The 22,344-nt window shown below is 48.0% G+C and carries 18 protein-coding genes; 15 read left to right on the top strand and 3 right to left on the bottom strand.

The window, feature by feature from the left end; translation table 11 throughout:
* Positions 1–29 precede the first annotated feature (29 nt).
* A complete protein-coding gene (locus R7V76_RS10915) occupies positions 30–905 on the top strand; it encodes a helix-turn-helix domain-containing protein (protein ID WP_318092514.1) in 876 nt (291 codons plus the stop codon).
* Here R7V76_RS10915 and R7V76_RS10910 read toward each other — a convergent pair.
* A complete protein-coding gene (locus R7V76_RS10910) occupies positions 902–1,531 on the bottom strand; it encodes an FMN-dependent NADH-azoreductase (protein ID WP_318092513.1) in 630 nt (209 codons plus the stop codon). The genes R7V76_RS10915 and R7V76_RS10910 overlap by 4 nt on opposite strands.
* A gap of 155 nt (positions 1,532–1,686) precedes the next feature.
* Between R7V76_RS10910 and R7V76_RS10905 the strand changes: the two genes are divergently transcribed.
* Positions 1,687–3,519 carry a putative bifunctional diguanylate cyclase/phosphodiesterase gene (locus R7V76_RS10905; RefSeq protein ID WP_318092512.1) on the top strand — a complete coding sequence of 611 codons (1,833 nt, stop codon included), beginning with the start codon at positions 1,687–1,689 and terminating at the stop codon, positions 3,517–3,519.
* Positions 3,520–3,586: 67 nt separating this feature from the next.
* On the opposite strand, the gene R7V76_RS10900 is transcribed toward R7V76_RS10905, so the two are convergent.
* Positions 3,587–4,273 carry an amino acid ABC transporter permease gene (locus R7V76_RS10900; protein WP_318092511.1) on the bottom strand — a complete coding sequence of 229 codons (687 nt, stop codon included), beginning with the start codon at positions 4,271–4,273 and terminating at the stop codon, positions 3,587–3,589.
* Entirely contained in the window at positions 4,270–5,112 is an 843-nt protein-coding gene (locus R7V76_RS10895; RefSeq protein WP_318092510.1) for a transporter substrate-binding domain-containing protein, read from the bottom strand. Before R7V76_RS10895 ends, R7V76_RS10900 begins: the two co-directional genes overlap by 4 nt.
* 284 nt (positions 5,113–5,396) lie before the next feature.
* On the opposite strand from R7V76_RS10895, the gene gltB reads away from it, so the two are divergent.
* The 13 genes from gltB to R7V76_RS10830 all read left to right on the top strand — a co-directional run bounded on the left by gltB (position 5,397) and on the right by R7V76_RS10830 (position 22,334).
* Positions 5,397–9,875, top strand: a complete 4,479-nt coding sequence (gene gltB / locus R7V76_RS10890) for a glutamate synthase large subunit (RefSeq protein ID WP_318092509.1) — start codon at positions 5,397–5,399, stop codon at positions 9,873–9,875.
* Positions 9,872–11,341: a glutamate synthase subunit beta gene (locus tag R7V76_RS10885; protein ID WP_318092508.1), complete on the top strand. Its 1,470-nt coding sequence runs from the start codon at positions 9,872–9,874 to the stop codon at positions 11,339–11,341. The genes gltB and R7V76_RS10885 overlap by 4 nt, the downstream gene beginning before the upstream one ends.
* Before the next feature lie 171 nt (positions 11,342–11,512).
* A complete protein-coding gene (locus R7V76_RS10880) occupies positions 11,513–11,806 on the top strand; it encodes a hypothetical protein (protein WP_290828595.1) in 294 nt (97 codons plus the stop codon).
* A complete protein-coding gene (locus R7V76_RS10875) occupies positions 11,799–13,832 on the top strand; it encodes a BglG family transcription antiterminator (protein WP_318092507.1) in 2,034 nt (677 codons plus the stop codon). The genes R7V76_RS10880 and R7V76_RS10875 overlap by 8 nt, the downstream gene beginning before the upstream one ends.
* 172 nt (positions 13,833–14,004) lie before the next feature.
* The gene (locus R7V76_RS10870; protein ID WP_318092506.1) at positions 14,005–15,438 is read left to right on the top strand and encodes a PTS mannitol transporter subunit IICB; all 1,434 of its coding nucleotides are present in this window, start codon (positions 14,005–14,007) and stop codon (positions 15,436–15,438) included.
* 24 nt (positions 15,439–15,462) lie between these two features.
* The gene (locus R7V76_RS10865; RefSeq protein ID WP_012370590.1) at positions 15,463–15,900 is read left to right on the top strand and encodes a PTS sugar transporter subunit IIA; all 438 of its coding nucleotides are present in this window, start codon (positions 15,463–15,465) and stop codon (positions 15,898–15,900) included.
* Between the two features lie 3 nt (positions 15,901–15,903).
* Positions 15,904–17,049 carry a mannitol-1-phosphate 5-dehydrogenase gene (locus tag R7V76_RS10860; protein WP_318092505.1) on the top strand — a complete coding sequence of 382 codons (1,146 nt, stop codon included), beginning with the start codon at positions 15,904–15,906 and terminating at the stop codon, positions 17,047–17,049.
* Positions 17,050–17,290: 241 nt separating this feature from the next.
* Entirely contained in the window at positions 17,291–18,088 is a 798-nt protein-coding gene (locus R7V76_RS10855) for a hypothetical protein (RefSeq protein WP_318092504.1), read from the top strand.
* Positions 18,089–18,173: 85 nt separating this feature from the next.
* Entirely contained in the window at positions 18,174–18,695 is a 522-nt protein-coding gene (locus tag R7V76_RS10850) for a TraR/DksA C4-type zinc finger protein (RefSeq protein WP_318092502.1), read from the top strand.
* 210 nt (positions 18,696–18,905) lie between these two features.
* On the top strand, positions 18,906–20,426 hold the full coding sequence (gene adh, locus R7V76_RS10845) for an aldehyde dehydrogenase (protein ID WP_214764666.1): 1,521 nt from the start codon (positions 18,906–18,908) through the stop codon (positions 20,424–20,426).
* 21 nt (positions 20,427–20,447) lie between these two features.
* On the top strand, positions 20,448–20,816 hold the full coding sequence (locus R7V76_RS10840; protein ID WP_318092500.1) for a DUF779 domain-containing protein: 369 nt from the start codon (positions 20,448–20,450) through the stop codon (positions 20,814–20,816).
* Positions 20,817–20,946: 130 nt separating this feature from the next.
* A complete protein-coding gene (locus R7V76_RS10835; protein WP_318092499.1) occupies positions 20,947–21,288 on the top strand; it encodes a thioredoxin family protein in 342 nt (113 codons plus the stop codon).
* 29 nt (positions 21,289–21,317) lie between these two features.
* A complete protein-coding gene (locus R7V76_RS10830; RefSeq protein WP_318092497.1) occupies positions 21,318–22,334 on the top strand; it encodes a S66 family peptidase in 1,017 nt (338 codons plus the stop codon).
* The last annotated feature ends 10 nt before the right edge of the window (positions 22,335–22,344 follow it).

Raw genomic sequence — 22,344 nt, 5'->3', positions numbered from 1 at the left:
AGCCGGAAGAGATGGAAAGGTAAATTATGATGAAATCATTACCTCATATGATTGGAAATGAAATCAAACGGATTCGTAAAGAAAAGAAAATGACACAAAAAGAATTATGCGACGGGATATGTAGCCAGGCAGAGATCAGTAAAATTGAAAATGGGCGCAATTCGCCAACGATTGACTTATTGCAACAAATTGCGAAACGATTGCGTGTACCACTTTCTTTATTATTTCGGGACCAATTGGAGAGTGACGCATTTCGGGAAGCCGATAATCATTTATCCAGTCTGTTTCGTGAGAAGAAATATCAAGAGATGAGACAAGAATTATTACGAACTGATGCGAGTCATCACAATGAAATCCGGCTGTTGAAAGCGTACTTTACGATTCTGTTAGAGGTAAAGACGGAGAAAATTGATTACCGTACTGCTTCAGCATTATTATCACGACTGACGGATCAAGAAGATATCTGGTACGAATCACCTAAAATGTTCATTCGGATCAAGATGGCTATCTCAAATCTGCACGTAGAGAATGAGCAGTATCACTTGGCGGAAAAAGTTTACGAAGAGTTGGAAGAACTGACGTACGACACGGAAGAATTAAAAAAACAATTGATTAAGATTTATTACAATCATTCTCAATTGTTGACCTATGAAAAAAAATATAAAGCCGGCTTAAAAATTACAGAAAAAGCACTAAGCTACAGTTTATCTTTGAATGATGCTTCTTTCATCGCTCATTTTTATTATCAACGTGGTTATTATCATGAAGTGATGCTGGGTGATGACAGTTCATCGGCACAACGGGATTATACAATTTCATATGCGTTGTTTCGTGCCTTTCATCTGCATACCTATGAAGAAATCGTTCTTAAAGGAAAAGAACGATTTCTACTGTTTACATTTTAAAATGTTTCCCCAGCCTTCTCACATGCGGAGAGGGCTTTTTTGATGAGTTCATCCGCACGGTCCGGATATTGTTGGTGTCCTTCCAAAATGATGGTCTGAACATCTTCAATGCCGAAGAAACGGAGTATATCGAGCATGTAACGAACGGCATGTTCGGAGTCCGCTTTATCGGCCGTCGAATAGTCACCGCCGCGTGAATGCAGTAACAACACTTGTTTTCCTTTCACCAATCCGATCGATCCTTCTGCGGTATAACGGAATGTCTGACCTGCTTGCGCCAGATAGTCCATATAGTTATGAAGGGGGGCCGGGACGGTCAGGTTCCACATCGGGAAAGAGAAGACAATTTTGTCCGAGTCGAGAAATCCGGTCAGGTATTCTTGTAATTTTCCGAGCGGAACATCGTCATCGGGATCTACCGATTCCCCGCGAAACAGTTTAGCAGCAGCGGATGCGAGACGTAAATCAAAAAACGGCAACCGTTCCTCAAATAAATTGAGAACAACGATTTCGTCTTCCGGATGATGTGTCCGGTAGCTCGAAAGAAAAGCTTCATTCATATGCGAGCTGATTCCTTTCTTTTGATGGGTACTGTCATTGGCTTCGATAAATAAAAGACGGCTCATGACTTAACACTCCTTTCAATCTTTATTAGTCAATTACCCGATTGAAGACTTCTTTAGACGTGAGGAATGAAATGCAAATTGATGGAGGATTTAGGTTTTAATTCCAACTTGATAAGGAAAAGGAAAGAATGAATTGAAGGGAAAGAGGGGATGATATGAAGGCGAATACCCGTCCTTCATCGACAAATCTTCACTATCATCGCGAATTAAACGCAAACTATCAGCTGTTTGGAATGATTATTTTTGTACTGACCAGTTGTGGCGCCGCTCTGTATATTTTTTCAAGTAGTATCAGTCAAACCGGATTAGGGTGGTCAGACGGATGGCGGGCACTTTTAATTTTTATCGTCGGTGGGATTCAATATTTAGTTGGAAAAAGTAATCTGACCGAGCGCTGGAAACCGCATGTGATGTCGAGCGTCTTCTTATTGATCCCTTTCATCTACTATCCCTATATCGATAATGGAGCACAGACGGTATGGGCAGCCTCGTTGTTGTTTGTCTTGACGTCGCTGGTCGTCATCAACCGGACGATGTTACTGTATGCGACGGGTATCAGTGTTCTGTCCTTACTGTACGTCTGGTTAAATGCACCGACAGGATCGTCAACATTCAGTTCAACGGATCATATTGCACGAATCGGACTGATTCTTATTGCCACACTCATCAGCCTGTTGATTCATAGACAGTATGTTTCACGGCTGGAACGAAATATCGACTACTTAGCTCGACTGAAGGAACAAGCTTTTTTCGATTCGGTCACGGAACTAGCGAATCGGTCTTTTTTTGTGATTGAAACGGAGAAAAAAGCCGTCACGGGAGATATCATCTGTCTGATTGATTTGGATGATTTCAAGACAGTCAATGATGCGTTCGGTTACCGAATAGGAGACCGGACGTTGCACATCATCGGAAAACGGTTGATGACACGTTTTTCCGGTTGTATCGTCGCCAAAGCAAGTGGAAGCGCTTTTTTATTACACGCGACATCCTCGCAACCGGATCAGTTGTGCGATGAAATCTTAGCTAGCATCGCTGAGCGTGTTCAGATTGATTTCAAACAAATCAATGTAACCGCAAGTATCGGAGTGTCATTCGTCAATGGAGAATCGATTGATCATGTCATCAATGATGCCGAGATTGCATTGTTTACGGCAAAATCAAATCGAAAAAATACATTCGCCATTACAGATCAAGTCACTCAAAAAGAACGGAAACGGGCGATGCACTTGACGCGTGATCTGTATGATGCCGACCTTGATCGTGATTTCTTTGTTTTGTTCCAGCCGCAGGTCAGCTCAAACAGTCATCACATCACGGGCGCGGAAGCTTTAGTCCGGTGGAATCATCCGAAGTATGGACAAATTTCGCCACTGGAATTTATTCCATTGGCAGAACGGACACGATTCATCGAGACACTTGGAGGATGGGTAATGCGTAAAGCTTGTCTGCAAGGACAGCAGTGGTTAGAACAAGGACGAAAACCAATCACGATTGCCGTTAATGTCTCGCCTTGGCAGTTGCGGCAAGAAGACTTCACTGAAAAAGTATTGGATATTTTACAAACGACCGGTTTTCCGCCTTACTTATTGGAAATAGAAATGACGGAACATATCTTTGTCGAAGGAACGGAACAAATCATTGAGACATTAAATGCCTTGCACCTTCACGGGATTCGGATTGCACTGGATGATTTCGGAACAGGATTCTCGTCGATGCAGACACTTGTCGAGCTGCCCTTTGATCAGTTGAAAATTCCGAAAGAAATCGTCCAGGCCGCAATCGACTCGGAGGAAAAACGGGCAATCGTCGAAATGATCGTTCAATTGGGAAACCGTTTGAAGATGACGATTGTCGCAGAAGGCATTGAATCGATGGCAGAAGCGGAACTCTTAACGCAATTCGGGTGTCAAACCCTGCAAGGTTATTTATTCTATAAACCGCTAGAAGCATTATCCGTCGAACCCTTACTCGACAAACAAGCATAATAAAAAAGCTCAACGATTTTCACTGTCGTCATATGACGTTTGTGAGAATGGTTGAGCTTTTTTTGTGTTACAGATAGCGGGCGAAATGACGTTCCAACAGTTCTTGTCCGGCAGCAATGACCGCGCAGATGCCCCAGTAGATGAAGGCGATGACAAAGTAAACCGTCATGTAGTCAAACTCCCGTCCGCCGACGATTTTAGCCCGTTGAAAAATCTCAGGCACCGTAATCATGGCAGCGAGCGAAGAGGCTTTTACCAAATCAAGAAGGACATTTGATAACGGGGGGATTGCCAGGCGGACGGCCTGCGGCAAGATAATGCCGACGAACACACGGTATCTGGAAAGCCCGAGCGATTGTGCCGCTTCTCGTTGCCCATGATCAACGGACAAAAGTGACGAACGAATGATTTCAGCCATATAAGCAGCACTGTTCAGACTGAAACCGGCAATGGCAGCGGTTAAGGCATCGAGCTGAATGTTAATGACAGGCAAACCAAAGTAAAACATGAATAATAAGACGAGAATCGGTACACCGCGCATGAAGGAGATGTAGAGAGTGGCGACTGTCCGTAACAGACGTGATGCGGATAAACGTGCCAAAGCAAGCAACAAGCCGAGTCCAAGACCAATCAACATGCTGAGTACCGAAATCCAAAGCGTATGACCGAGCCCTCCTAAGATGTAGGGAAACGCTTCTCTTGCTAATTCCGGGTTAAAGACAGACCGCCATTCAATCTCAGAGAAACTGTTCAATTCACGTCGACGAGCGTCGTTTTGATGTCAGGCATTTTCGAGACGTCTTTGTTGGCATAAAAAGTCTTGGACAGTTTAGCGAGTGTGCCGTCTTTTTTCATTTCGTCGATTTCAGCATTGATGTTCGACTGTAACTCTTTGTTGTCTAAATCCATGATGAGTCCGACTTGGCTTGGATTGTAGGCAATATCAGGATGAATCGTGATGTCGAAATCTTTAAAGAAGTCGACGGCAAGGCTCTGGAGATAATAATCGTTTAAGATGACATCCGTCCGTCCGTTGGAGACATCACGTAAATATTGATCATTCGTTGCATTATCATATGTGACTTCCTTGGCACCGTATTTCTTAGCCACTTGCATGTACGTTGTCGTCGCTTCTCCAGCTGCTTTTTTCCCTTTTAAATCGCCGAGGGATTTGATGCCGGATAAATCACTTTTACGAACAATCGCTGTCCCGTACGTATATTTGTAAGGTTTAGAGAAGGCAAACTTTCCTTTGCGTTCTTCCGTAATCGTAATATCGTTGGCCGCTAAATCCACTTGACCGGTGTTCACGCTTGTCAGCATTCCGTCAAAAGACATTTCTTTAAACGCGACTTTTAAATCAAGACGTTTTGCGATTTCTTTAACGACTTCAACATCAAATCCGGTCAATTTGTTACTTTTTTCTTCATGGAAAGAGGTCGGATAAAGGGTACCTGCTGTTGCAACGGTCAAGGTTCCTTCTTTTTTAATTTTATCGTATGCGGTCATTTGTTTTTCTTCCTGACCACATGCACTAAGGACCAGGGCGGTTCCTGCAATCAAGAGACCCGTCCATTTTACAGAGTTTTTCATTTTAATATTCTCCTTTTCCAAACAAGCACTGATAATTTATTTTCTATTTAAAAATACCACGGAAAAAGGAATTACGGCAAAAATGAATATCATCTTAAAAAATATTTTATTCAAAAAAATTATTCATCTATATGTAAGCGTTATCATCATGATGAGACGGTCTATCAAGGGATGGGAGAACTCAAATTTTGGAAATATACATGGTAGCGAATAAACATAAAAGAGTGTAAAGTATATTTTAACAGAATATACAGAAAATTTAGAACGGTTAGGAGCGTGGTAACATGTCATTTCATCAAATGCCGCAGCGGCAAGGACTTTATGATCCGAGACAAGAACACGATGCGTGTGGAATCGGGGTTTATGCTCATCGGACGGGACGAGCCAGTCATGAAATCGTTCAAAACGCCTTGAAGATGTTGTGTCAGATGGAACATCGGGGAGGACAAGGAAGTGATGCGAAAACCGGCGACGGAGCCGGCATTCTCACGCAAATACCAGATCGTCTCTTCCGTCAAGCCTTGCGAAATGTCCATCTGCCGCGCAGTGGGGACTACGGGGTCATGATGATGTTTTTACCGCGGGAAGACCGGTTGCGTCAACGGTTGGAACGGGCTTTGGAATCAATCATCCTATCAGAAGGACAACGTTTGATCGAATGGCGGACGGTCCCGGTCACGAACACCGTGATTGGAGAAAAAGCCCGTCAAACGGAACCTGTTATCCGGCAATGCTTCATTGAAGCAAACAAAGTGGAAGGACTGGCGTTCGAACGGGCATTGTTTCTGATTCGCCGCTTATTTGAACGGGAAGCGGAGCAGCTTGGAATTGAACAATACGTCTTAAGCAGCTCAAGCGAAACGATTGTTTACAAAGGACTTGTGACAACCGATCAGCTTGGTTTGTATTTTGATGATTTACAGGATGAACGGTATCAGTCCGGCTTTGCGATCGTTCACTCGAGATTCAGTACGAACACGTTTCCGAGCTGGAAACGTGCCCATCCCAACCGCTATTTAATCCATAACGGTGAAATCAATACACTGCAAGGAAACGTCCGGGCGATGCGGAGCCGGGAAACCGGTTTGGCTAAGACGACTTACGGGCGTCGGGCAAAAGATGTCCTGCCGCTTCTGGATGAATCGGGCAGCGATTCATCGATGCTTGATAATGCATTCGAGTTTTTGTATTTATCCGGATTAACGTTGGCGGAAACCGCCTTGATGCTCGTCCCGGAACCGTTTGAACATGAGGAGGTCCGACCGGCAAAACGGGCCTATTATGAATATCACAGCAGCATGATGGAACCGTGGGATGGTCCGTCAGCAATCGTCTTTACAAACGGCAAACAGATCGGTGCGACACTCGACCGGAACGGTCTGCGACCGGCACGCTATATGATGATGCGGGACGGGCACTTCATGTTATCGTCGGAATCCGGTGTCTTACCGATTGCGGAACACGATATTTTGTTTAAGAAACGTCTTGTTCCGGGAGAACTGTTGCTCCTTGATTTTGCATCCGGTCAATTGATTTCGGATGAAGAGGTCAAGCGTGAACTCGCGATGCGTCATCCGTATGCCGAGTGGTTGGCGGAAGAGATGATTGCCTTACCGACAGATGTAAAAACGGAGCCGGTCTCGAACCTCGGAACGTTACAACGGTTGTTTGGTTATACACGGGAAGACATCGATCAGTATTTGATTCCGCTCGTGGAAGAGAAAAAAGATCCGTTAGGGGCGATGGGAATAGATATCCCGCTTGCTGTCCTCAGTGAGCGGCCGCAATCCTTATTCCGGTATTTTAAACAATTATTCGCACAAGTGACGAATCCGCCGATCGATGCATTGCGGGAACAAATTGTCACGTCGACTATGACCTGGCTTGGTCAGCAAGGGGAATTGCTGACGCCGAATCGGCAGAATTGCCGCCGGATCCGACTGACATCGCCGGTCCTCACGCCAGCGGAAGCCGCGGCGCTCAAACAGACGAAACTCGTCCACAAAACACTTTCGACAGTGTTTGACGGTCAGCTGGAGGAAGCACTCGAAGCGTTACTCGAGCAAGCTGTCCATGCCGTCCGGGGAGGCTGTGAACTGTTGATTCTCTCCGATCGGAATGTTCGGCCGGGAGCAGTCCCGATGCCGATTCTCCTTGTCACGAGTGCCGTTCATCATCATTTGATTCGGGAAGGGTTACGAACGAAAGTCAGCTTGATCATCGAAGGCGGAGAAGTCCGGGAAGTCCATCATTTTGCCGCCTTAGTCGGATACGGAGCCGATGCTGTGCATCCTTACCTCGTCTATGCGACGCTTCAGGACGCGGTTGCCGAGACAATGGCCGATTACGCCGAACGATACCGGTCCGCGGTAACGGAAGGTGTGGTCAAGGTCATGTCGAAAATGGGCATTTCGACGGTCTTCAGTTATCGGGGGGCTCAAATTTTTGAGGCTGTCGGTATTTCCGAAGAAGTCATCGACCGGTACTTCACGGGAACCGTCTCGCAACTCGACGGGTTGACGCTGTCATTGATTGAACAAGAGGCTCTTCGCCAGCATGAAGAAGGAGTCAAGCGGACACGGCTTGAGTCCGGCAGCGTTTTCCGCTATCGCCATGACGGGGAACACCACGCCTTTAACCCGGCGACGATTCATCTGTTGCAACATGCCTGCCGGACCGGACGGTATGATTTGTTTAAAACCTATTCCTCGCGGATCCAGGAAGAACCGGCGACGTTTTTACGTCACCTGATGTCTTTCCGGGAAACAACCCCAATTCCGCTTGCCGAAGTGGAGCCTGTCAGTGAAATCGTCAAGTATTTCAAGACGGGAGCGATGTCTTACGGCTCGTTGTCGAAAGAAGCGCACGAGACGTTAGCCATCGCGATGAACCGGCTCGGCGGTAAAAGTAACAGCGGTGAGGGCGGCGAAGAAGAGGAACGGTACCAGTTAGATGAAAACGGGGATTCCCGGATGAGCCGGATCAAACAGATTGCGTCCGGACGATTCGGTGTCACGAGTGATTACCTCGTTCATGCCGACGAACTGCAAATTAAGGTGGCGCAAGGGGCGAAGCCGGGAGAAGGCGGGCAGCTGCCGGGTGAAAAAGTCTATCCTTGGATTGCCCGTGTCCGTGCCTCGACACCGGGTGTTGGATTGATTTCACCTCCGCCGCACCATGATATTTATTCAATCGAAGATTTGGCGCAGTTGATTCATGACTTGAAACGTGCGAATGACCGGGCGCGGATCAGTGTCAAACTGGTCGCAAAAGGCGGTGTCGGAACGATTGCTGCCGGCGTCGCCAAAGGACTGGCCGATGTCATCGTTATCAGCGGTCATGACGGGGGAACCGGTGCTTCACCGAAGACCAGCATTCAGCATACGGGATTACCGTGGGAACTGGGCTTGGCCGAAACCCATCAAACGCTGGCCTTAAACGGATTACGGGACCGTGTCATTCTGGAAACGGACGGAAAGTTATTGACGGGACGTGATGTCGTCATCGCTGCGATGCTCGGTGCCAATGAATACGGTTTTGCAACGGCACCGTTAATTGCCGTCGGTTGCATTATGATGCGGGCCTGCCATCTCGATACATGTCCGGTCGGCGTTGCAACACAAGATCCGAAGCTTCGTGAGAAATTTACAGGGTCAGCGGATCATGTTGTTCACTTCATGGAATTTGTCGCCGAAGAAGTCCGCGAATATTTAGCGCAACTCGGTGTGAGACGTTTAGCCGATTTAGTCGGTCGGACGGATCTGTTGCAAACATCGGACCGGTTAAAGACGCATTGGAAAGCAGCCAGTCTCGATTTATCCCGTCTGTTCGTCATGCCGGGATATTCAGCTGAAAACCGGCAGTACCAGGAGCATCACGTCTCAGCTTCCTTTGACGGGCGTGAACTGGAAACGCTCGTCACGGATCAATCGTTTACGGAACAACAAACCTTTACCTTACCGGTCACAAATACGGACCGGGCAATCGGAACGAATACCGGATCACGTTTGACACGGCTGTATGGAGCGATGGGGCTTCCAACGGATCGGTTAACGCTCAATCTGACGGGTTCAGCCGGTCAAAGTCTTGGTGCCTATATCCCGCGTGGCATGACGTTAAATGTGTCGGGAGATGCCAACGATTATGTCGGCAAAGGATTATCCGGCGGCGTCATCGCCGTGCGCCCGCAGGCCAAATCCAGTTTCGTCTCCTCGGATCAGGTCATCATCGGGAACGTGGCACTGTACGGGGCAACGAGTGGAGAGCTTTACGTCAACGGTCAGGCCGGGGAACGATTTGCTGTCCGGAACAGCGGAGCGACGGCAGTCGTCGAAGGGATCGGCAACCACGGTCTCGAGTATATGACGGGCGGAAGTGTTGTTATTTTAGGTGATGTCGGACTGAACTTTGCCGCCGGAATGTCCGGCGGTGTCGCGTACGTCCTGCCAAAAGACGTCACCCGTTTTGAGGCCCGGATCAACCGGGAGCTTGTCGTAACAGGAGCCGTTTCCGACCCGGAAGAGGCAACCCGCTTAAAAACGTTTATCGAGCGGCATGTCGCCCGGACGAACAGTGAACAAGGGCATGCAATTTTAGCAAACTGGGATCATGTCCTCAGCTCATTCATTCGTGTCATACCGTCGACGTATCAAGCGGTGACGACTTTGATGGCGGGATATGCGCAACAGGGACACAATACGGAAGAAGCGATGTTGCTGGCATTTGAAACGCATATCGGACGCGGAACAGGAGGGAAACAATGAAGAGACGGGATCAATTCATGAACGTTCCCCGCCAGTCAGGCAAGGAACGTGACAGCAGTGAACGGATTGGTGATTTTAACGAGTATAAAGAACGTTTTTCTGAAGCGGAGGCTTCGGAACAGGCTAGCCGTTGTATGGATTGCGGGACACCGTTTTGCCATGTCGGTGAGACGTATGGACAAGTCAAAATCGGTTGTCCGGTCTACAACTTGATTCCCGAGTGGAACGTGCTGGTCGAACAGGGGAATTTTCAGGAAGCCCTTGAACGGTTGCAGGAAACGAATAATTTTCCTGAATTCACGGGCCGGGTCTGTCCGGCGCCATGTGAAGGATCGTGTACGCTATCCATCAATGAACCGGCCGTTACGATTAAACAGATTGAACGGACCATCATCGACATCGGTTTTGAGAATGGGTGGGTCCAACCGCGTATCCCGTCAGTCAGAAGTCAGCACCGGGTTGCAATCGTCGGTTCAGGTCCGGCGGGCTTAGCGGCAGCCGATCAATTGAACCAAGCGGGACATCATGTGACCGTCTTTGAACGGGAAGATCAAATTGGCGGACTGTTGACGTACGGGATTCCGGCGATGAAGCTTTCCAAAGATATCGTCGCCCGCCGTGTCCGGTTGCTTGAGACGGAAGGGATTACATTTAAAACCGGTGTCACGATCGGTCTCGATGTCTCTCTCGATCAACTGGAAACCGATTACGATGCCGTCATTCTCTGTGTCGGTGCAACCGAGCCCCGCAAAATACTGGACGCACCGGGTCAGGGCGTCGGATACGCGATGGACTATTTGACGAGTGTGACACGGCAACTCCTGACCGGACAATCTTTGATCGACTTGCATGATACACGGGGGAAAGATGTCCTTGTCATCGGAGGCGGGGATACGGGCGCCGACTGTGTGGCGACGGCACTGCGGCAAGGCTGCCGCTCCGTCGTTCAGTTCGGCAAACATGAGATGCCGGGTTCAACACGGACAGCGGACAATATGTGGCCGGATACACCGAACCTGTTCACTCTCGATTACGGATATGAGGAAGCACACGTGCAGTTTGGTCGCGATCCCCGGGAATACTTGATTGCGATTGAGCGTTATACGACGGATGAAGCCGGCCGATTGACCGGTGTCTGGACGGTTTATAATGACAAAATCCGTCATGCCGACGGACGGGTGGAGTTTCAAAAGCTTCCCGGAACCGAAAAATATTACCCGGTTGATACAATGCTGATTGCCATCGGCTTCAGCGGCGTCGAGCAGGATGTTCTGCGGCATCTGCCGGTCGCGACCCAAAACGGTAAGATTAAAACGTTGGCGTACGCGACCAACCGACCGGGTGTCTTTGCGGCGGGGGATGCCCGGCGTGGTCAGTCCTTGATTGTTTGGGCGATCCGCGAAGGACGCGAAGTCGCTGAAAAAGTTGAACAACATCTTTTAACCGTGCACAAACAAACCGGTTGACCCGGATTAGACATCAACAAACGTTCGAACCTCCTCAGGCGGGAGATTCGGACGTTTTTTGATCTGTCAGGAATTTTGGACAAAACTAAAAAAAGAAATCGAATAAATCGGTTTGTCATCGCCCCGTTTTTAAGCGCTTTCAGATAGGATAAAAGGGAAGGGGTGAACAGGATGGATATGACGACCATTATCTTTGTCTGCGACTCGGGCTTAGTTAGCAGTGTCATGGGGGCAAAAGTCTTACGGGATCGATTACAAAAAGAGCGATTATCTGTCACGATTGAAACGTGCCGGGCCAAAGAAATTCCGGCGGATGTCAGCTTTCTGGTCGGTCCCCGGCAAATCGTTGCCAATCTTCCGGTGAGGTCCTCGTGCCGGGTATTTGCCATTGATCATTTGTTGGCAACGGCATCCTATGATGTTTTAATTGAGACCATTAGAAATGAGTTGATGCAACGTGACTGATTTTACGGCCCGTGAGCGGGAAATCTTGTTTTATTTACTGACGAAATCAGAACCGGTTCAGATTCAGGAAATTGCGGAAGCATTGGAAACTTCGGAACGGACGATTCAACGGGAACGAGACCGGCTTGGACAAACCGTAGCACCGTTTCAGTTGGAACTGGTTTATGTAAGGGGACGCGGTTTACAGCTGAATGGGGATGAGGGACAGAAACGGGAACTGCGTGAAGCGCTATTATTATCCCATCGTCAGTTACCCTCAGCGGAAGACCGGCAAGTTGAACTCGCGTACCGCCTTTTGCAGGAACAAGGAATGATCAAACTCCAGGCTTTGGCACATGCCATGTACATCGCACCGAGTACAATCAGTCAAGATTTAGAACGGATTGATGAATGGTTCTGTCAGTATGCACTGGAATTAAAACGTAAAAAGGGGTTAGGGGCAGAAGTCATCGGTGACGAAATCAACAAACGGCGGTTGCTGGTCTCGTTGATTTTTACGCAATGGGATGTCTTGTCCTTTTACCGGTTCCTGCAAGGTCATGTCGATCAACTGCCGCAGCTGCTTCAGATTCAGCAGCGGGAATGGATTGAAGCGATCAACCAATCGTATGCCGTTATCGCTCCTTTGACGAAACAGCAGGATATCAGTGATCGACTACTCATGCGGGCGGCGCTGAGTTTAGCCGTTCAAGCGATTCGGATGGACCAGTTTCCGATGGTCTATGAATTAAAAGCCTATCCGCTTGAAGTCTTGCATCACGTCGATACGCTTCAGCAACGTTTGCCGTACCCCTTATCGATTGCCGAGCGGCAATGGATTTCTGAAGAGTTACGGAATTTTCAACAAGATCAGCTGGAGACCGGCGAAGAACTGGTTATTCGTCTGCGTGTCAAACGACTGATCGAACAGGTCTCCTTATTGTACGGAGAAGGTTTCACGGAGGACCGGGCACTCGAACATGGGTTGGTCAGTCACATCATGTCGTATACGAAACAAAACATCGTGAATCCGTCTTATGTCATTAAACAGATCGAACGGGAGTACCCGCGTTTGTTTGACGCTGTTAAACAAGCCGCTGAATTCGTCTTCAACGATCAAACGTTTGCGGATTATGACTTAGCCTTTTGGGTGATGCACTTTGGCGCCGTTTTAAGTAAACCGTTGCCGAAAACACCCTACCGTGTGCTCGTCGTCTGTTCGGCGGGACTCGGATCGTCGAAATTACTGATGAACCGGTTACGGCAGGAATTTACAGAACTCGAGCAAGTCGAAAGTTCGTCTCTCTTTGGGATTGGACGTCTCCAGCTGAAGGATTATGACTTTGTGTTATCGACGGTGCCGTTGCCGGACATTAGTCAACCGCATCTGCTCGTCAATCCGTTACTGCCGAAAGAAGAAGTCGATCGGATCCGGAAGTTACTTGTTTCCCTACCGAAATCGTTCCAATCTCCCGTCCGTCAGGAGTCATCGGGATGGCTGGATTTAGTTCGATTAGAAGAATTGGTCAAGACGGCCCGTCAATTAAGTGACGCGTTTTCCATTGAAACGATTGCTTCGCAAACGGAAGGGTTGGAAGAAATCCTGCTTGAAATCAGCAATGGACTGGTCGAAAAAAACGTAACCTCGTCGGCCGTCCAATTATCGGCGCAATTGTTACGGCGGCACGAGATGTCAGGACTCGGTATTCCAGGGACACGGTTGGCTTTATTTCATGGTCGCGACGAATCGATTCATCGTGGAGGGTTCTTCATCTATGAGCTGGACCAATCAATCGATCTTTTGGGGATGGATCAGCTCATTCAACCGGTCGAACGGATTTTAGTACTCGCGGCACCAGAAGAAGCGACGGATCAACTGCTGCAACTGCTCAGCTCAATCAGTGGTGCGATCATCGAAAATGATGAACAAACCCATCAATTTGAATACGGGGATGTTCATCAACTTCAACAGATTTTGAACCGGACATTCCGGAAAGTCATTGAAAGAGAGCTCGAGACGGTCGAACAACCGATTAATTTCTCATGATGACGATAAATCAGAAGAACCATTCGTTGATACGGATGGTTCTTTTGGTCTTGTCCAAGTTAGTTGCCAAAACGTGAACTAGGAAAGATTGAGTAAGCGTTTCCAGAGCGCATACAATAAGGGCATAGCAAAGCACTTATCTTACAATGCAAACGAAATGGAGGGTACACCAATGACAACAACACAAGCAGGAAAACGTGGACTCCGTGTCCAGGTTCAACGGTTCGGAAGTTTCCTCAGCGGGATGGTCATGCCGAACATCGGCGCATTCATCGCCTGGGGGATCATTACGGCGTTATTCATTCCGACCGGATGGGCACCGAATAAAAGTCTGGCGGAGTTAGTCGGTCCGACGATTACGTATCTGTTACCGCTTCTGATTGGATTTACCGGCGGAAAACTCATGCATGATGTCCGCGGGGGAGTCGTCGGGGCACTGGCGACGATGGGGGTCATCGTCGGAACAGAAATTCCGATGTTCCTTGGCGCAATGGTCATGGGACCACTCGGCGGATTTACCATCAAGAAATTTGATCAACTGATTGAAGGCAAAGTTAAACCGGGTCTTGAGATGCTCGTCAACAATTTCTCGGTCGGGATTATCGGAGGTTTGTTGATGATCGGTGGCTTTAAACTGTTTGGTCCGCTGATGACGGGATTGGACGACATCATGGCAGCGGCTGTTGGAGCAATCGTCAGTGCGCATTTGCTGCCACTTGCGAGTCTGTTCATCGAACCGGCTAAAATCTTGTTCCTTAACAATGCGATCAACCACGGGATTTTGAGTCCGCTCGGCTTGGATCAAGTCAGCGAAGCCGGAAAATCGGTGCTGTTTTTACTTGAAGCGAATCCGGGACCGGGTCTCGGTTTGTTACTCGCTTATTCGGTCTTCGGTTCAGGCGCAGCGAAAAAGACAGCACCAGGGGCAGCCTTCATCCAGTTCATCGGCGGGATTCATGAAATCTACTTCCCGTATGTGCTGATGAAACCGGTTCTCTTACTCGCCATGATTGCCGGCGGTATGAGCGGTATCCTCACTTTCGTCTTATTTGATGTAGGTCTGGTCGCACCGGCCTCACCAGGAAGTATCATCGCTGTCCTTGCGATGGCATCCCGCGGTTCATATGTCGGTCTTGTTGCCGGTATCTTGATTTCTGCATCCGTTACGTTTGTTGTGTCGTCTGTCTTGCTCAAAACGAGTAAAGCAAAAGAGACATCACTCGAAGAAGCAACAGCTAATGTCAGCGCGATGAAAGGTAAAAATTCGATTGCTTCTTCGCTTGTTTCAGCTGAATCCGCAACTTCGTTAGCGCACGTCGAACACATCATTTTTGCTTGCGACGCCGGAATGGGATCGAGTGCAATGGGCGCATCCGTCTTACGCAACAAAATCAATAAAGCCGGACTGCCGATTAAAGTAACGAACACGTCGATCAGTCAACTCCCGACAGATGCCGAATTCATCATCACGCACCAGGATTTGACGCAACGGGCGAAGGAACAAGTGCCGCAAGCTGAACACCGGTCCGTCGAAAACTTCTTGAATGCCGGTTACTATGATCAACTGGTTCATGAAATTGAAACAGCACGCAATAAAATTTCTTAAAAAATAGACAGGAGTGAATGAAGGATGGCAACTGCGATGAAACTAGAAAAAGAAATGGTGTTACTGAATCAACAGTTCAATACGGACGAGGAAGCGATTGAAGCAGCGGGAACGTTGCTCGTCGATCATGGGTATGTCCGTCCGAACTATATCGAATCGATGAAAACCCGTCACCGGTTGTCGACGGTCTACATCGGAAACCATGTCGCGATTCCCCACGGGACGGAAGAGTCAAAAGAAGAAGTCTTAAAAACGGGATTATCCATTCTGCAGGTTCCGAACGGCGTGTCGTTCGGAACAGAACAGGCGAAGCTGATCATCGGGATCGCCGGCATCGGTGACGAACACCTGGAACTGCTGTCGCACATTGCCATCATCTGTTCGGATGAAGAGAATGTCGAGCAGTTGGTCAAAGCGCAAACAGCCGAAGACATTATCCAGCTGTTATCTGTGGAGGTGTAAGCCATGAAAGCCGTTCATTTTGGTGCAGGAAATATCGGCCGGGGCTTCATCGGCTTACAATTGGTTAAATCAGGTTATGATGTCTGTTTCATTGACGTGAATGCCGAAGTCGTCGAAGCGTTGAAAACGCGCGGGGCGTATACGGTCGGTTATGCAGCGGAAGAAGCAGCGGCGGAAGAGGTGTCGCGTGTCACAGCCTTGAACAGTCAGACCGAAGCCGAGCGGGTAATCGAAGCTATCGCGACAGCCGATGTCGTGACGACAGCTGTCGGACCGACGTTGCTTGCGAGAATTGCTCCCTTGCTTGCAGAGGGACTCAAACAACGGACGACAACTAAAAACGTTTTTGTGATCGCATGTGAAAACATGATTGAAGGATCCAGTCACTTGCAGCAAGAAGTGATGCACCATCTCGAGTCAATACCGGCCAATGTCTTTTTCCCGAATGCCGCCGTCGACCGGATTGTCCCGTTGCAACACCATGACGATCCGTTATACGTCGAAGTCGAACCGTTTTTCGAATGGGTCATTGAGACAAAGGCATTACCGGATGGTTATCCGGTGTTCGAAGGCGTGACATACGTGGCTGACATCACACCGTTCATCGAACGGAAATTATTCACCGTCAACACCGGGCATGCGATCGCCTCTTACCTCGGTGCGTTGTTTGGAAAAGAGACGATTGCCGAAAGTCTGCAGGATGTCCGTGTCCGGCGTGGCGTACAAAGTGCCTTGTATGAAACCGGATGGCTACTGCTTGAGAAATACGGCTTTGATCCAAAAAATCACAGTGCCTATATCCAAAAAAACATTAAACGATTTGAAAACCCGCGGATTCATGATGAAATCGTCCGTGTTGCCCGTTCACCGATCCGGAAGCTCGGACCACGTGATCGGTTGGTCAAACCGGCCCGTGAATTAATGGATCGTGGTATCGAGGCGAATGGATTAGCTTTAGGGATTGCCGCGGCTTTAACCTATTCCGATCCAAATGATTCAGAATCTTCTGAATTAAATACTTTTATCGAACAAAACGGCATCCGAAAAACCGTTTCGACTTATCTGGGACTGGAAGCAGACGAACGTCTCAGTCAACTGATCGTCAGTCAGTATGAACAGATGCATCCGATGAGTGATTCCATTGCCTGATCCCGTTTGATCTGAACCAGTTCCGGTGTTTGCCGGAACTGGTTTTTTTGTCTTTAAGTCCAATTGTTTTAGGAAAAGCATCATAGTTTTCTATTTTCCAAATCTTTAACATAAATTCATAGTCTTGTGTATAACAAATTTAGAATATTCGTTATCGAATATTTTTAACAGTTTTTGCGATGTACGCTATAGAAACGGAACTATTCTCCGATCCGATTCTTAGTTAAGAGAAGGTGGCATTATGCAAAATTATAAAGTGAACGTATATATGGTAAAAGGCGCACGATTAAAAACCAATCATTCTTTGACAGCCAAACATTTGATTTATACAAGCCAATTTTCATCCCATACACCGGTTGAACTGCTTCATCAATTGCTGTTAAATCGTTTGACACTCGAGCAGGAACAGAACCAGCACTTGATGTATACACTCGAAGTCAATACCGTTGTCGACCAGTACGTGATTGATGTCCGTCTTTCCTCTGAAGGGGACGTATCGGACACGGTAGAACGCGGACTGATTGAATTGATTGAACGAGAAGAAGTGAGACATATCCAGGCACTTGAAATCGGAAAACCGGATTATGCCGAATTTGCGCATCTGGTCCTGCACGTCAAACCGGGAGCTCATCGCGTCGATCAAGAGAAAATGCAACATGTCTTTGATGGATCCGGCGTTCAAGGGCGGATTATCCTGCAAAAAGAGCGGATTGACAGCCGGGAACCGTGTCATTCCATCCAACTGTTGATCGGTGGGATGGAGAAGAGTTTATACAGCCTCTCACATTACCAGCTGGATCCGCTGTTTCGGAAATACGGTTTAGTCATCCAGTCCCTGAATCTGTTGCCGTTTGACTTGTTCTTGATTCGTGACAAAGTGGCGATGTTATCCTCCGCTGACGCTACCCGGCTGTGGATTGATGATATCACGACTTCTAAAAACGGCAGAAGCCATCAAATCTGCTTCAAGGATGGTCAAGAATTCATGACGGTCATCTGTGATTTACACGGCTCGATCCGCTCCTATAAATGCTCTTGAGACAGTCTTTGACGTTTAACATGGTTTCATTTCGGTTAAATCCTTTAGAGAAGAAGCTGAAGCTAAAGAATTGGAGATGAAGGCTATGTTATCAGAAAAGCAAATTGAGACATTCAAAACACGTTTGTTAAAGGAAAAAGATAAAACGGAAACAAATATTGAAAATCGCGAAGTCGATTATGATACGGGGGAACTGTCGAGCTACGACAACCACCCGGGCGATTCGGGAGACGAATTGTTTTTACGGGAACGCGATCAAGCAATGACAGATATGCAGGAAGAAATGTTATCGGACGTCGATGTCGCGTTAAAAGCGATTGAAGACGGCACGTACGGAATCTGTAAAGTCTGCGGCAAAGAAATTGAAATCGAACGTCTCGACATCATTCCGGAAACGTTATTATGTATCGAAGACGCGAAAAAAGAAGAAGAGCAGCTTGGAAACGATCCGACGTCGCGCCCGAGTGAAGAGGCGGTCCTTGATCCATCCGTTACGGCAACCGGTAAAGACATCGACGGGGCAACTGACGGATTCAGTAAAGTCGGTGAGTTCGGAAACTCGGATACACCTTCGGATAAAGAAGACGGCATCGATCCGACACGCTAATTCGACCAATCCGCACGTCAATCCATTTTTTTGGAGATGACGTGTTTTTATGTGATAAAAAATCGTAAAAAAATATCGGAAAATTTTGACTTTTACAAAACATTTGGTACGATAGAAACGAGAAGACATTTCGATAGGGGTAAAATGAAAGCGCATACATGAGATACCTTCTCGTCGGTTGACCATTTTATTTGAGGGAGGAACAATCAGATGATTTATGAGATTCCAAACACGCAAGGGTCAAAGGTACAATACAAGGATCGTTATGAAAATTTCATTAACGGAAAATGGACGGCACCGGTCGGTGGAGAATATTTTGATAACGTGACGCCGATTACCGGGAAAGTATTATGTCAAGTCGCCCGTTCCGGTAAAGAAGATATTGAACTCGCTCTCGACGCGGCACATGCGGCAAAAGATGCCTGGGGTAAGACGTCAGTCGCAGAGCGGTCAAACATCTTAAATAAAATTGCGAATCGGATGGAAGAAAATCTTGAGATGCTTGCCTATGCGGAAACGCTCGAAAACGGGAAAGCGGTCCGTGAGACACTGAATGCCGATCTTCCGCTTGCCATCGATCACTTCCGGTACTTTGCAGGTGTCATCCGGGCCCAAGAAGGTTCAATCGGGGAGCTCGACAACGATACAGTCGCTTATCATTTCCATGAGCCGCTTGGAGTCGTCGGTCAGATCATCCCGTGGAACTTCCCGATTTTAATGGCTGTCTGGAAACTCGCACCGGCACTCGCGGCAGGAAACTGTGTCGTCTTGAAACCGGCGGAACAAACACCGGCAAGTATTTTACTGATGACGGAACTGATTGAAGACTTATTACCTCCGGGTGTCCTGAATATCGTCAACGGTTTCGGACTGGAAGCCGGAAAACCACTCGCCTCAAGCAAGCGGATTGCGAAAATCGCCTTTACGGGTGAGACGACGACGGGACGACTCATCATGCAGTATGCGTCGCAAAACATCATTCCGGTTACACTCGAGCTCGGTGGGAAATCACCAAACATCTTCTTCGCTGATATCATGGATGCCGATGATGCCTTTTTCGATAAAGCAATCGAAGGGTTACTGATGTTTGCCTTGAATCAAGGGGAAGTCTGTACGTGTCCTTCACGTGCCTTGATTGAAGAATCCATCTACGAGCCATTCATGGAACGGGTCCTCGAACGTGTCAAAGCGATCAAACTCGGTAATCCGCTGGATGCTGACGTGATGATGGGAGCTCAAGCTTCGAGTGAACAAATGGAGAAAATCCTGTCGTATCTCGAAATCGGAAAATCGGAAGGGGCCGAGTGTCTGATTGGCGGCGAACGGAACCATCTTGACGGTGACCTCGCGGATGGTTATTATATTCAACCAACGATTTTCAAAGGAAACAACAAGATGCGGATTTTCCAAGAAGAGATTTTTGGGCCTGTCCTGTCCGTCACGACATTCAAAACAGAAGAAGAGGCGCTGCAAATTGCCAATGACACGCTGTACGGCTTAGGCGCCGGTGTCTGGACGCGTGACATGAACCGGGCGTACCGCTTCGGACGGGCGATTGAAGCAGGACGCGTTTGGACGAACTGTTACCACCAGTATCCGGCACACGCTGCGTTCGGCGGATACAAAATGTCGGGAATCGGCCGTGAAAACCATAAAATGATGCTCAACCATTACCAGCGGACAAAAAATCTTCTCGTCAGCTACAGCCCGGATAAACTTGGTTTCTTCTAATCGAAGAAAGGATGTGGCGACATGGTCGAACGTGTACTTGCGACCGATGCCGGCTTGGAATTGATTGAACTGTTGAAAGCAAAACACGGACCGTTGATGTTTCATCAATCGGGTGGATGCTGTGACGGCAGTTCCCCGATGTGTTTTGCGGAAGGGGATTTATTTTTAGGCGATCAAGATTTATTGATCGGTACAATCGGCGGCTGTCCGTTTTATATTCATGAGGACCAATACGCTTACTGGAAACATACGCAACTGATCATTGATGTCGTTGATGGTCGAGGCGGGATGTTTTCCTTGGAAGGTGTCGAGGGCAAACGGTTTTTAACACGTTCCCGTGCTTTTACGTCCGAAGAATATGCGGAGCTCACAGCTGCTGCCAAACCATAGAGCCATGAAATGAAGACACCTCGCCCGAGTATTTAAGTGCTTGTGACTTAGATACTCCGGGCAAAGGTGTTTTTTTTGTGGCATCACGTTATAATTAAAAGATATTTCACAAAAAAGAGGAGGACGAAACATGGCGACTTTTCAAGAGTTGACGTCCATTGAAGCCGTAAGGGACTTGTATCTCGGACAGCGGGCGAGTTTTATTTATGTTTCGAGTCCAGGCTGTGGTGTCTGCGCTTCGTTGTTTCCGCAGATTGAGCCGATATTAGCAAGTCATCCCGAATTTCGGTCGGGACATGTCGATTTAGGGAGCGTCCCGGAAATTGCTGGAGAATTTTCCGTATTTACCGCTCCGGCTTTGCTGTTTTTTGTGAACGGGAAAGAAATTCACCGGGAAGTACGAATCGTTCCCATTGAACCGTTTACTAAAAAAGTCGAACAGCTCAGTCGATTGGTGGCATCGCTCGATTAACAATATTACATCGTCAGGAGGAAACAGACATGCGTTATCCTTATTTAGGTTGGACCGGACAAACAATCGGTGTGACGGCTCCGTCTTCCGGATTACCGGAAGAACTGCATCCGATGATTGAAGAGGCGACGAATCGATTACAGGATCGGCAAATGACTGTTCAAGTCGGACAAACCGTTTGGACACAACAGCAGGCAACAAGCGCGCCGGCTCAAATACGGGCGGACGAGCTGAATGCGATGCTGCAAAATCCGGAAATTGATGCGATCATTCCGCCGTTCGGAGGGGAACGGGCGATTGATGTGTTACCATTCCTGGATTTCGAACGAATTCCGCCAAAGTGGTTGCTCGGGTATTCGGATAACAGTACATTGCTGTTTGCGATTACGGTCAAGACCGGCATTGCGACGGCGCACGGACCAAACTTCGTCGACATGCGCAGTGAAGAATGGGATGAAACGACGACAGCTTGGCGACGAGTTCTCGCGACGCCCGCCGGATCGACCGTGACGCAGTGGACATCTGATTTGTATCAGACGAATTGGAATCATGCGGAACGGCCCGAACGTTACATGTACCACCTCGACGCGGCAACAGAGTGGAAAACAATCAATCCGGCTCAAAAACAGGTATCCGGCCGGTTGCTTGGTGGATGTCTTGAGACGATTCGTCATCTCATCGGAACACCGTACGGAGACGTGACCACGTTTCAGGCGGATCAGCTGAATGAAGAACCGATTCTTTGGTACTTTGAAGTATCGGAAGCGAGTGCCACCGACGTTCACCGTTCGCTGATGCAGATGTACCTTGCGGGGTGGTTCGAGCGGGCATCGGGCATCGTATTCGGGCGAACAGCCGGCGGACGGACGGTTGAGGAGTATACCATCCTCGATGTGTATGAAACGTTTAAAGGTTTGTTGGACATTCCGGTGTTTTACGATCTCGATATCGGTCACCAACCGCCGCAAATGACACTCGTCAACGGAGCATCAGCAACCATCATGATTCAAGGAAAAGATTCTAGATTAGACATGACATTCCAGTAATCTAGAAGAG

It is taken from the genome of Exiguobacterium artemiae, from assembly GCF_033342815.1.
GTDB lineage: Bacteria > Bacillota > Bacilli > Exiguobacteriales > Exiguobacteriaceae > Exiguobacterium_A > Exiguobacterium_A artemiae_A.
Note: the sequence above shows the minus strand (reverse complement) of the source record. Positions and strands in the feature narration are given on the sequence as shown.

Excerpts from the sequence above, each read along its gene's own strand:
- gltB (WP_318092509.1), top strand. The coding sequence starts at position 5,397 with ATGTCATTTCATCAAATGCCGCAGCGGCAAGGACTTTATGATCCGAGA.
- R7V76_RS10910 (WP_318092513.1), bottom strand. The coding sequence starts at position 1,531 with ATGAGCCGTCTTTTATTTATCGAAGCCAATGACAGTACCCATCAAAAG.
- R7V76_RS10840 (WP_318092500.1), top strand. The coding sequence starts at position 20,448 with ATGGTCGAACGTGTACTTGCGACCGATGCCGGCTTGGAATTGATTGAA.
- R7V76_RS10915 (WP_318092514.1), top strand. The coding sequence starts at position 30 with ATGAAATCATTACCTCATATGATTGGAAATGAAATCAAACGGATTCGT.
- R7V76_RS10895 (WP_318092510.1), bottom strand. The coding sequence starts at position 5,112 with ATGAAAAACTCTGTAAAATGGACGGGTCTCTTGATTGCAGGAACCGCC.
- R7V76_RS10870 (WP_318092506.1), top strand. The coding sequence starts at position 14,005 with ATGACAACAACACAAGCAGGAAAACGTGGACTCCGTGTCCAGGTTCAA.
- adh (WP_214764666.1), top strand. The coding sequence starts at position 18,906 with ATGATTTATGAGATTCCAAACACGCAAGGGTCAAAGGTACAATACAAG.
- R7V76_RS10905 (WP_318092512.1), top strand. The coding sequence starts at position 1,687 with ATGAAGGCGAATACCCGTCCTTCATCGACAAATCTTCACTATCATCGC.
- R7V76_RS10880 (WP_290828595.1), top strand. The coding sequence starts at position 11,513 with ATGGATATGACGACCATTATCTTTGTCTGCGACTCGGGCTTAGTTAGC.
- R7V76_RS10855 (WP_318092504.1), top strand. The coding sequence starts at position 17,291 with ATGCAAAATTATAAAGTGAACGTATATATGGTAAAAGGCGCACGATTA.
- R7V76_RS10885 (WP_318092508.1), top strand. The coding sequence starts at position 9,872 with ATGAAGAGACGGGATCAATTCATGAACGTTCCCCGCCAGTCAGGCAAG.
- R7V76_RS10860 (WP_318092505.1), top strand. The coding sequence starts at position 15,904 with ATGAAAGCCGTTCATTTTGGTGCAGGAAATATCGGCCGGGGCTTCATC.
- R7V76_RS10865 (WP_012370590.1), top strand. The coding sequence starts at position 15,463 with ATGGCAACTGCGATGAAACTAGAAAAAGAAATGGTGTTACTGAATCAA.
- R7V76_RS10830 (WP_318092497.1), top strand. The coding sequence starts at position 21,318 with ATGCGTTATCCTTATTTAGGTTGGACCGGACAAACAATCGGTGTGACG.
- R7V76_RS10850 (WP_318092502.1), top strand. The coding sequence starts at position 18,174 with ATGTTATCAGAAAAGCAAATTGAGACATTCAAAACACGTTTGTTAAAG.
- R7V76_RS10835 (WP_318092499.1), top strand. The coding sequence starts at position 20,947 with ATGGCGACTTTTCAAGAGTTGACGTCCATTGAAGCCGTAAGGGACTTG.